This is a genomic window from Tannerella sp. (assembly GCF_030528505.1).
In the GTDB taxonomy this organism is placed as follows: domain Bacteria; phylum Bacteroidota; class Bacteroidia; order Bacteroidales; family Tannerellaceae; genus Tannerella.
This window is the reverse complement of record NZ_JAUMYS010000087.1, coordinates 1-11,645: the sequence shown is the minus strand read 5'-3', so window position 1 is coordinate 11,645 and position 11,645 is coordinate 1. Positions and strand designations below refer to the sequence as shown.

Sequence of the window (11,645 nt, the reverse complement as noted above, 5' to 3'; positions counted from 1 at the left end):
AGTTGTTGAGTTGTTGAAATGTTGAGTTGTTTGGGCTGACGGCTGAATGCTGACCGCTTTTTATCCATTAATCCGCAATCCGGGCGATCGATTTGATGTTCTTGATTTTTGAAAGGATGACACACATTTTCTGAATATCTTCTACGTTGTGTACCATCATCTTGATTTTCCCCTCGAATACTCCGTCTTTGGCTTCGATGGATAATTTCTGAATATAGACATTGAAATCCTCCGAAATCGTTTTCGTAATCGTATTTAAAACGCCCAGCGAGTCGATTCCTTTGATTTCGAGGGTTGCTTCGAACGATGTGTTGATATGGTTGCTCCATACCGTAGAGAGAATCCGTTCGCCGAAACTGCTTTTCAGCCGCGTGGCAATCGGGCAGGATATTTTGTGTACGACCACGCTGCCGTCGTCATTGATAAATCCTAGCGCTTCATCGCCGGGAATCGGTTTACAGCAGCTGGCCACCACATAATTCCGGTCGAATTTGTTTTCGCTGAGCAGATAAGGTTTCTTGCGATCGTATTCCGAAAGCTTCTTTTTATGATTTTCCGGCAAAACCGTGATCTGTATCTGCTTCTTTTTCCCTACCCGAAGCGCCTGTTTGAGGTATTTGAAAAGCACATTATCCGTCTTCTCCTGAATCACTTTCTTGAGATTATCCGAAAGGGTCATATCGCCTTTCTCTATCGCATAGCAGAAATCTTCACGCGACGAGAAGCCATAATAAATTGCCACCTTATCCATTCGTGAGGTGGTGGGCTCGATACCGGCTTTCTTAAACGCATCCAACAGTTTCTGCTCTCCTTCCCGGACAGTTTCGCGGCGTACGCGTTTGAGATAAGCCTCGATTTTTGTTCGTGCTTTGGCCGTCACGACATAGCTCAGCCACTCGGGAGCCGGCTTCTGCGAACGGGATGTCAGAATTTCCACCTGATCTCCACTCGACAGCGGATGACTCAGCGGAACGAGCCGGTGATTCACCTTCGCACCGATACAGTTATTCCCGATATTCGTATGCAAGGTATATGCGAAATCAAGCGCTGTCGCTCCCTGAGGAAGAGTTTTGATATCTCCTTTGGGGGTAAAAACAAAGATTTCGGACGAGAAAAGATTCATCTTTACCGTATCCAGAAAATCGAGCGAATTGGGATTCGGACTTTCCAAAATCTCGGTAATCGTAGCCAGCCACTTATCCAGTTCCGTATCTTCTTCGACATGCTGTTCTTTGTATTTCCAGTGAGCTGCAAACCCTTTCTCCGCAATGTCATCCATCCGGCGACTGCGAATCTGTATTTCGATCCATTGCCCGTCAGGCCCCATCACCGTCACATGAAGCGCCTGATAACCGTTTGATTTAGGACGACTCACCCAATCGCGAAGCCGGTCCGGACGGATACGGTACACATCCGTAATGGCCGAATAAATATCCCAGCAAAGATTCTTCTCATCCACCCCTTCCTTCGGCTCGAAGATGATCCGAACGGCAAAAAGATCGTAGATATCTTCGAAAGGTATCTTCTTGGCCATCATCTTGTTCCAGATCGAATACGCCGATTTCACGCGGGCACGCATCTCATACGTCAATCCCATGGCCTGCAATTTCTGATGCACCGGTTGGGCGAATTTTTCGAACAAACGCTGGCGCGCCCCTTCGGTAGCCTTGAGTTTCTGATTGATGCTTTCGTATTCCTGCGGATGCTCATATTTAAAACTGAGGTCTTCGAATTCTGTTTTGATTGCGAACAGTCCCAGCCGGTGTGCCAACGGAGCATATAAAAACAACGTTTCACCCGCAATCTTATACTGCTTGGCCGGCAGCATCGAAGTAAGCGTACGCATGTTGTGCAGGCGGTCTGCCATCTTGATCAGAATCACGCGGATATCGCTGCTCATGGTGAGCAGCAACTTGCGGAAATTCTCGGCTTGTGCCGATGCCTGCTCGTCGAAAATGACCCCGCTGATCTTCGTCAGTCCGTCTACGATCTGAGCGATTTTGTCGTCGAACATGTTGCGAATGTCCTCGACCGTGTATTCCGTATCTTCGACCACATCATGCAGCAAGGCGCAACAGATCGATGTAGAGCCAAGTCCCATCTCATTGCAAACGATGCGGGCTACCGCCAGAGGATGCATGATGTAAGGTTCGCCCGAACGACGCCTGACGCCTTTATGCGCCTGATGAGCGAAATTAAAGGCTTTGGTGATGCGTTCAATCTTCCGTCGATGATTCGTATGAAAATAATCGTCGAGCAAACGCTTAAATTCATCCTGAACCATTTGCTCCTCGGCCGTAAGTAGCTCTTCCTGTGTATTCATGTTTTTTCTGTTATCACCCTACCGGTATTTTCAATATCTGGCCGGCATGAATGGTTGAACTCCTCAACCGGTTTGCCGACTGGATTTTCGCCGCCGTAACTCCGGGGTATTTCCGGGCAATCTTCGTAAGGGAATCGCCGGATTTTACTTTGTACGACACATATCCTTTCTGAGAAGCCGCCGGCTTCTTTCGGGCTTGAGGCTTCACCGCTGATGAAGATGAACCCGTCCGGGAAACTTCCGAAGCAATCGCCGCAAGGTCACTGCTTCCTGACTGTGTCGTCGATCCATAGCTGACGCCTCCGTTATCGACATGAATGACCAGCCGTTTCCCACGCGGCACCCGATTCGATTTCAACCGATTCCATTTACGAATATTTTGAGCCGTAACTCCATACCGATTGGCAATCGTGTAAAGGTTCTCCCCCGATTCTACCGTATGTCTGATGGTCTCGTTCGTCGAATAGCCGACGCCCTTTGCCGGAGCAGACGAATTATTTGCCAAAAGATTGCCTGCTAAAAGCTCCTCGGCCCGATGCAGATTGATGGTATCCTGATGAGTAATATAAGCATACGTAGCCTGCACAGGCAATTTAAGCACCGAAGGCCTGATATGGCCCGGAATGATTTCACGTTTGTACTGCGGATTGAATGTGCGTAAAAGTTCCATATCGACTTTCAGTACATCCGAGACTTGTTGAAGGTGCAACATTTTCCGAACCATAATCGTATCCGAAGCGACAGACAAGCTTGTCTGCATCGGACAGAGATTATGCTCGCAATGATACGTCATGATATACGTCGCAGCGATAAAGAGCGGCACGTACGAACGCGTCTCTTTCGGCAGATAAGGAAAGATGTCCCAAAAATTCGTTCGTCCTCCGGCACGCCGGATCGCTTTATTCACATTACCCGGCCCGCAATTATACGAAGCGAGTACCAGATGCCAGTCGCCGAAAGTGGCATACATATCTTTAAAGTAACGACACGCTGCATGCGTGGAAGCATACGGATCTAAACGTTCATCCACCAAACTGTTTATTTCCAATCCGTAAAGTTTTCCGGTAGGAAGCATAAACTGCCAGAGACCGGCCGCCCCCACCCGCGACAAGGCTCTTGGATTGAGAGCGCTCTCAACGACAGCCAGATATTTCAATTCGAGCGGCAAATCGTACTGATCTAAAATCTGCTCGAAAAGCGGGAAGTACAAATCCGCCATTCCCATCATATAACGTACCAGATCGCGACGCCGGTCGGCATACAGGCTGATGCAGTTACGCACAATCGGATTATAATCGAGCGGAATGATACTGGGAATACGGGCCAACCGGTCACGGTACACTTCGTCGGAGAAATAAACGTTTTCGTTATCGTCCAGACAATGCTTCTCCGTCTGCGAAAAATACTGGGCATGCCAGCTCTGAAGTAAGGCCTTTACATTTTCGTCCATCACTTCGGGAATCAGTCCGATTGCTTCATAGGCCGAGTCGGCCGACAAGACGGAGTAGTTCATCACTTCCGAACGGCTGCTGCTACGGTCGTCCTGAGCCGAAACGGCCCAAGCCGTCAGAAAACATATCCACAAGGCAAAAATAAACTTCTTCATACTCATTAAAATTTTATACTACAATTAAGTCCGTATAACTGCGGACTGTAACTTGTGCGCGGTATAATCATCGGCTCAAGACGCATCGATAAATCGCTCGAAATGTCGAAGTCGAACAGTTGCGCATCAACGTAAGAATCGGCAATACAAAGGAAATACCACGCGACCGTCAGAATAATGCTTAAATCGCGATAACGACGGTAATAATCTTTTCCGCTTTTCAGATTACTTCTGAAGTTCGCGTTAGCGATATAATCCTTCGGGTCTCTGCCTGCCGGCACAAAATTTTGCCAGCTCGAATGCCACGTATCGGGCTTGGTCGGGTCGTCCGTCACCACGTGCAGATAAGCTTCCGAATAGTCACGGTAGTTTTTGTTATTCCATGTCACAGCATAGATAAATCCCATAAACCCTCCATACACAAGAGGCAGTTTCCAATATTTCCGGTTATAGACCTGTCCCAATCCAGGAAAGATGGCCGAATAGATGACAGCCTTTTTCGGGTTGGGTTTGAAGGCGGCAGACACCCCGTTCATCTTTATGGTGTCCCCCTCCAGCCATGGAAGCCCGGCTGCGTCTGTCGGTATGTGGATCGTATCTGCTGTCGCCGTGATCACTTCCTGCGCATTCCCTTCGAGGGAGCAGCCTATCCAGCTCACGACAAAACACAAGACACCGATTATCTTTTTGCTATACCGACTCTTCATGAGGCTTCTCGCTCTTGATTTACCCTTCTTTCATGCGATCTAAAAGTCCCATGATATTTTCCAGCTCCCCTTCCGAATTAAACGGTATGGTAATCTTGCCCTTTCCGTTTTCCTCGTTGTAAGTGAGCTTCACTTTCGTTCGGAAGAACGACGACAAATGCTCCTTGAGGATTTTAAATTCTTCCGGCAGAATTTTGCGCGAAGGTTGTGACGAAGCCGCCTCCTCCTGAGGTTTCGTTTCTCCTTCGGCCAAAGCATTCCGAGCCAGTTCTTCGACATTTCTGACAGATAATCCCTGCGTGATGATCTGCTCATACAGTGCCAACTGCACTTCGGGATCATCGATCGAAATCATGGCACGCGCGTGCCCCATATCGATGCGTTTGTCTTTCAGCCCGACCTGTATTTCTGCCGGGAGCTTCAAAAGGCGAAGGTAGTTGGCAATCGTAGTTCGTTTTTTTCCGACGCGTTCGCTCAACTCTGCCTGCGTGAAGCCGTTCGAATCGATCAGTTTCTGATACGCCAAAGCCGTTTCAATGGCATTTAAGTCTTCCCGTTGTATGTTCTCAATCAGAGCAAGCTCCGCTATATTTTCATCGGCAGATGTTTTAATATAAGCCGGTATTTTTTCGAGTCCGGCTTTAACGGCCGCGCGATAACGACGCTCACCGGCAATAATCAGGTATTTGCCCGACCCCGTATCTTTCAGAATAATCGGCTGAATGACGCCATATGTACGGATAGATTGGGCCAGTTCGTTCAGCGTATCTTCCTCGAAGATTGAACGGGGTTGGTCGGGATTGGGTTCAATCTGCGCCAGCTCGATTTCGTTGATCGAAGAAGAGCCGCTTGTCGTCACTTCGTCCGGCGGGGTAAGAAGCGCCTCCAACCCGCGTCCTAATCTGTTTTTATTCGGTTTTGCCATCTGTTATTTATTTTTCTCAATTACTTCCTGTGCCAATTGCATATGATTGGCCGTGCCTTTCGAGTCTGCATCATAAAGCAGGATAGGTCTTCCGAAGCTCGATGCTTCCACCAATTTCACATTTCGCTGAATGACCGTTTTGAACACCAAGTCTTGGAACGGGCGTTTCACCTCTTCGTAAATTTGATTGGCGACCCGCAGACGCGAGTCGTACATGGTAATCAGAAAACCTTCGATCTCCAGTGCGGGATTCAATTTCGACTTGATAATCTTTATCGTATTCAGGAGCTTACTAATTCCCTCCAAGGCAAAATACTCACACTGAACGGGAATGATGACCGAGTCGGCAGCCGTAAGCGCATTGACGGTAATCAGTCCCAGCGAAGGAGAACAGTCAATCAGAATGTAGTCATACGCACTTTTTAAAGGCTCAACGATCCGCTTCAGGATTTGCTCTCGCTGTTCCATATTCAGCATTTCGATTTCCGCACCGACCAGATCGATATGTGACGGAAAGACATCCAGCCCCTCCAGTTCGGTTTTTACGATCGCTTTCTGCGGTTCTTCACCGTTGATAAGACATTCGTACAGCGAGCAATCGAGGCTTTTGATGTCAATGCCTAATCCGGAAGAAGCGTTAGCCTGCGGATCGGCATCGATTACCAGCACTTTTTTCTCTAAAGCCGCCAATGACGCGGACAAATTGATGGTTGTGGTGGTCTTGCCAACACCGCCTTTCTGATTTGCTAATGCGATAATTTTTCCCATAGTGTTCTTTTGTTTTTATTACAATCGGGCGTATTTGTTTCCGTTTTATCCTTGCTATTGTAACTCGCAAAGGTATGTATTTTTTTTTACTTTCACTTCGCTGTTGTTCCATCTCGCAGGAGAGACGCGGTAAAAACTTTAGTAAGCACCTCTACAGACCCTCTTAAAAAACGGATGAAATAACTCTTTCACTCCATACGAGTTCGGTATCAAAAGCCTTTCAATGAAATATAAGATCGGTTATTCAGTCTTTTCCGGTCTTTGAAACGATAAGCCGAATAGCCTCTTCGATGATCGTATCTTTTCCTTTCTTCATATCTTCACTCTTCATATCCACTTTCACATCCGGGTCGATGCCGCTTTCGGTATGCTGTTTCTGGGCATCGAGCATGGGAGAGGCAGAGAAACGCACCGTCCAGCCGTTCGGCAGTTCAGAGTTAAAAGGAAGCCCGCTCCCTCCGCCTGTCCGGTCACCCATGATGGTGACCTGATCAAGGAGTCGCATCTTGTTCACAAAGTCGTTCGTGGCACTGTAGCTGTGCCGGTTCGTGAGCACAACGACCGGACGCATCCAACGAACACGCTTCGAGGGCTCCAGCTCAATCGGGTACGGTTCAGAGAACGCGTCATGTGCGGGTCCCGTTTTATGCAGAATATATCCGGCAATGATTTTACTTTTCAGAAAACGGGAGGCTATACGGTCCGAATGAGTCAGCGAGCCGCCCCCATTATCGCGTACATCAATAATCAATCCTTTGCACTTGCGAAAAGCAAAGAGCACTTCATCGAGATTCTTATCGCCTATGCCCGAAGAGAAACTGCCGTAATAGATATACCCGATTTGCGTATTCGGTAGCTGAAGATACTTCATGCCGCCCGCAATCGAATAGCGGTTTCCGAGGTAATTTTTTTGGATCTCGCGGTTAAAGTTGGCCGGATAATCTTCGTACCACGACCAGTAGCGGGCGACATTAAACGGCGAAACGAGGTTCGTATGCCCGTCTTTCAGTTCGGCCAGCATGTTTCCCAACAAGTCGAACAACTCATACCGGTCCATCGTATCGGTCACCTGACGACTGTACTTATGGTAGACTTCTTCCCAATCCACGCCTTTATATCCGAAGAAACAATAATGCTCGTCCATGATTTTCCAGAGCGCTTCGAAATTTGTGCGCGCGTCCGTAGTATAATCATCTGCTTTCTCGCAGGCGGGAAGCAACATCCCGAGCCATAGTAAAAGTGCTTTCAGATACTGTTTCATCTCAATAATATGCACTTTGATATAAATGTTTTTGTCGAAGGCGTTTACCGCCAAACGAAATAAATTCCTTCACCAGTCCGACCATCAAACTGTGCGATACGTAATCGGCTCGAATACCATTCACCCTCGTCCGATAAAAATCATTCAGATAGCCGAGGCGAACCGTCCAATTACCGACAGGCAAATCGACCGTCAGGTAGTTGCGCAGAGCAAATTTGTTGTACAGAGAAGAAAACCGGACGACACCGTCCGAATTGCCGACACCGAATATTTCGTAATACGACTGTCCGTAATGCGGAGAGAAAAAGATACCTGCCATCGGAAAATCGGTCTGGTAACGCACCGTCAACGGATAATGGCGCAGGTGAAACGTATAAAGGGCTGCTGCCGAGAGACGCATATCCAGATCGAGATGAAGCGCCATCGGATTGTTGCCGTTCTGCAAGTTATAGACAAAACCGAACATAGCCCCGGCCGAGCCTCCGGCAAGCAGCTTCAATCCGGGCGCCGGGCGGAAATGATAATGCAAGCCGTAAGCGTAATCGATAAAACCCGCATAAGCACGAGACGTTCCGGCAGGATGGCTCACGGTCGACAAATCGAGGTGAAGGAGCTGCTGCCGGGAGAGACGCGGGCGTACCAGCATCATCCGTTCGTTCAACACATTCATCCCCCACCCATCGTACTTAACAGCCGAGAGATACGTATTCTTGATCTTATATCCTCCGAGACCGATCAATGTAGCTTCGTTGACCGAGCGAGGCGGCTCATCTGTCTGCGCCTGCAACGATAAAACCAGTACCGAAAGAAAAAGGATACAAACGGTTTTTTTCATACATGCTCCTTTCTATTATACGTCAAAAAGGTTCATCTGTTCTTCACGCTCTTCCCCTTCTTCATCGTGTACGGTCGCCGACCCGCTGTCTTCCTCTTTGGGAGGAAAGCGCATAGGTTCCAACTCATTGACGGTATCCACCTCATACGTACTGACACGCTTCCCTCTGGCTTTGACGCTCTTCACGCCGATAAACTGTTCGGCATCGACCGTCAGCGGCTCACGGAAACTGTCGTGCCCTCCGAAAACGACTTCGATACGGGGATACGCTTCGTCGGTGAGCAGGTAGAGACGGTGCTCCGGGTTCTCCCCCATCAGATTTTGGCGCTTACCACCGGCCTCGAGCTGGAAGCGCTTCAGATAAACGTATTTCTGGTCGGCGTCGTAGAGCACGGCCGTCCATACCTTGCGACTGTCGTACCGTTCGATCAGGAGGATATTCTCTTCGTAATGATTGCTCAGGTCGAAGTCGGTGGTATAAAATTCACCGCTGCGGAGCACAACGAGGATCTGGTCATCACTCTGGAACTCGCCGAGCTCTTCGCCCCGCCCGTCGTAGTTTAGGCGCAGCACGTCGCGGTCGAACCACACCAGACGTCCGCCCAGCGTAGAAGAACCTTTCTGCTTCAACGTGATTTTATGTATCTCGGCTTTCGTCAGAATATTCCCCATCGAAGCGCGCCCTTTGATCATGATTTCGCTGAAATCCTTCTCAAAGACGAGTGTTTTCTGACGCAACTTGGGCTTGAGAATCACCTTCACCGTCTCAGCCTCTCCATTCGGATTGGCGCTGAAATAGAGGATGCGCGATCCGTCCGTACCCCTCGTTACCGTATATTCCTTGTCGCGCGTAACTCCCGTAACGGCAAAACGCTTGATAAAGTTTCGGCCTATCTTCCCATCGCGATAAATGACGTTATAAATCGTACGACTGTCGTTCCGCTTGAAAACATTGACATAGATAACACCCTTACCAACAAAGATTTTATCACTTACGCGTATGACTTTATACGTGCCGTCGCGGTAAAACAGGATGATGTCGTCGATGTCGGAACAGTTGCAAACGAACTCGTCCTTTTTCAGGCTCGTCCCGATAAATCCTTCGTTACGGTCGATATACAGTTTTTCATTGGCTTCGACCACTTTCGTAGCCTCGATCGTATCGAAGCTCCGGATTTCCGTGCGTCGCGGATAGGCCGCACCGTATTTCTCTTTCAATAACGAAAACCACGCCACCGTATAACCGACCATATTGGCCAGATGCTTCTCCACCTGCGCGATATCTTTTTTCAATTGAGCAATTTGTTCCTCGTTCTTATCGGCATTAAACTTGAGGATGCGTCCCATTTTGATCTCCATCAAGCGGAGGATATCGTCGCGCGTAACGTCACGGATCAAGTCGGGCTTGAAAGGCTCCAATCGCCGGTCGATATGTGCCACGGCCTTATCCATATTCTTGGCATTCTCAAATTCAGGGTCTTTATAGATACGTTCTTCGATAAAAATCCGCTCCAGCGAAGCGTAAAAGAGCGACTCGAGCAATTCATTTTTTTGGATCTCCAGTTCACAACGCAGCAGATGGAGCGTCTGACCGGCCGAGTGACGCAGCACATCGCCGACCGACATGAAGCGCGGCTTATTGTCTTCGACGACACAACAATTCAGATAAATGCTTTTTTCGCAGTCGGTAAAGGCATAAAGCGCATCGATCGTCTTGTCGGACGATACGCCGGGCGCCAAATGAATCAGAATCTCGACATCCTTTGCCGTATTGTCATCGACTTTGCGGATTTTGATTTTGCCTTTATCGTTCGCCTTGATGATCGAGTCGATCAGCGAACCGGTGGTGTGACCGAACGGAATTTCCGTAATCACGAGCGTTTTGTTGTCGAGTTTACCGATCTTCGCACGCACTTTGACCATGCCTCCGCGACTGCCGTCGTTGTATTTCGAGACATCGATCAGCCCGCCCGTCTGAAAGTCGGGATAGAGTTTGAACTCTTCCCCCCGCAAATGCGCGATGGAGGCTTCGATCAGTTCATTAAAGTTATGCGGCAAGATTTTAGACGACAGTCCCACGGCAATACCTTCGGCTCCCTGCGCAAGCAACAGCGGAAATTTAATCGGCAAGCTGACCGGCTCTTTATTACGACCGTCGTACGAAAGTTTCCAAAGAGTTGTTTTAGGATTGAACACCGTCTCGAGAGCAAACTTCGAGAGACGTGCTTCGATGTATCGCGGTGCGGCGGCACTGTCGCCCGTCAGGATATTTCCCCAGTTCCCTTGGCAGTCAATCAATAAATCTTTTTGTCCCAGCTGTACCAAAGCATCGCCGATCGACGCATCGCCGTGCGGGTGAAATTGCATCGTTTGCCCTACGACATTGGCTACCTTATTATATCGGCCGTCATCGATCCGCTTCATGGCATGCAGGATACGTCGCTGAACCGGCTTCAATCCGTCGTTGATGTGCGGCACGGCGCGCTCAAGAATCACATACGAGGCGTAATCGAGAAACCAGCTCTGATACATACCCGGCAGATGATGCACGGCATCCGCACCGCCTCCCGGCACCACATACCCCGAACGCGTAGGCAAGGTGTTATGCTCTTCGTTTACCTCTTCCGTCTCGGATGATTCAGGCATTTCACCTTCGGGATACTCGTTTTCATCAGCCCGGACTTCTTCGTCGGGCAGCTTTTCTTCGTCTCGTTCTTGTTCAGTCTGATTTTCTCGTGCCATGTGCTTAAGCCTATATGATTCGCGCCGTGCAAATGTACATGAAAAAGTTGGAATCGCAAACAAGACCTTCCGCCCGTCCGCTGTAAATCGACTCCATTTTTACACGCCAAGAACCGGATTGTTGAGCGCCTCAAAACAGAAGAGACAACATGCTGGAAAACAAAGACTAAAAAAATCCAAAATTGTCCTATAAGACAATTCAAATTGTCTTAGCAGAGAGTTTAAATTGTCTTAGCAGATAATTTGGAGAGACTGTATGACGGCCATACATTGTCTTGGCGCCGGCATCGATTGGCCTCTATCCAACCCCCATTTTTCGACAGGAAATATGAAGCCCAGTCAGGCGATATACGATTTGACATGTACCATGCAACCATTGACGAACTATATTAATATGCAAGTAAAATGAGAACAAAAATTACATGAGTTCGGGATAATGTTTATTAGAATAATACCATCTGTTTAGTTTGTTGTATGG

Annotated in this window: 8 protein-coding genes; all 8 read right to left on the bottom strand. The window is 48.5% G+C overall.

The features are described from left to right. Positions 1–67: 67 nt before the first annotated feature. Positions 68–2,323 (bottom strand): bifunctional (p)ppGpp synthetase/guanosine-3',5'-bis(diphosphate) 3'-pyrophosphohydrolase, encoded by a 2,256-nt coding sequence (locus tag Q4A89_RS10985; protein WP_303185517.1) that lies wholly within the window; start codon positions 2,321–2,323, stop codon positions 68–70. Between the two features lie 13 nt (positions 2,324–2,336). Next, positions 2,337–3,929, bottom strand: coding sequence for a lytic transglycosylase domain-containing protein (locus Q4A89_RS10980; RefSeq protein ID WP_303185516.1), 1,593 nt, complete (start codon positions 3,927–3,929; stop codon positions 2,337–2,339). Between the two features lie 5 nt (positions 3,930–3,934). Next, entirely contained in the window at positions 3,935–4,636 is a 702-nt protein-coding gene (locus tag Q4A89_RS10975; RefSeq protein ID WP_303185515.1) for a DUF5683 domain-containing protein, read from the bottom strand. Positions 4,637–4,655: 19 nt separating this feature from the next. Then, positions 4,656–5,561, bottom strand: a complete 906-nt coding sequence (locus tag Q4A89_RS10970) for a ParB/RepB/Spo0J family partition protein (protein WP_303185514.1) — start codon at positions 5,559–5,561, stop codon at positions 4,656–4,658. A 3-nt stretch (positions 5,562–5,564) separates the two neighbouring features. Further along, the gene (locus tag Q4A89_RS10965) at positions 5,565–6,329 is read right to left on the bottom strand and encodes a ParA family protein (RefSeq protein ID WP_303185513.1); all 765 of its coding nucleotides are present in this window, start codon (positions 6,327–6,329) and stop codon (positions 5,565–5,567) included. Positions 6,330–6,573: 244 nt separating this feature from the next. Beyond that, positions 6,574–7,590 (bottom strand): S41 family peptidase, encoded by a 1,017-nt coding sequence (locus Q4A89_RS10960; RefSeq protein WP_303185512.1) that lies wholly within the window; start codon positions 7,588–7,590, stop codon positions 6,574–6,576. A gap of 1 nt (position 7,591) precedes the next feature. Continuing rightward, entirely contained in the window at positions 7,592–8,425 is an 834-nt protein-coding gene (locus Q4A89_RS10955) for a DUF3316 domain-containing protein (RefSeq protein ID WP_303185511.1), read from the bottom strand. A gap of 15 nt (positions 8,426–8,440) precedes the next feature. After that, positions 8,441–11,167: a DNA gyrase/topoisomerase IV subunit A gene (locus Q4A89_RS10950; protein WP_303185510.1), complete on the bottom strand. Its 2,727-nt coding sequence runs from the start codon at positions 11,165–11,167 to the stop codon at positions 8,441–8,443. Positions 11,168–11,645: the final 478 nt, after the last annotated feature.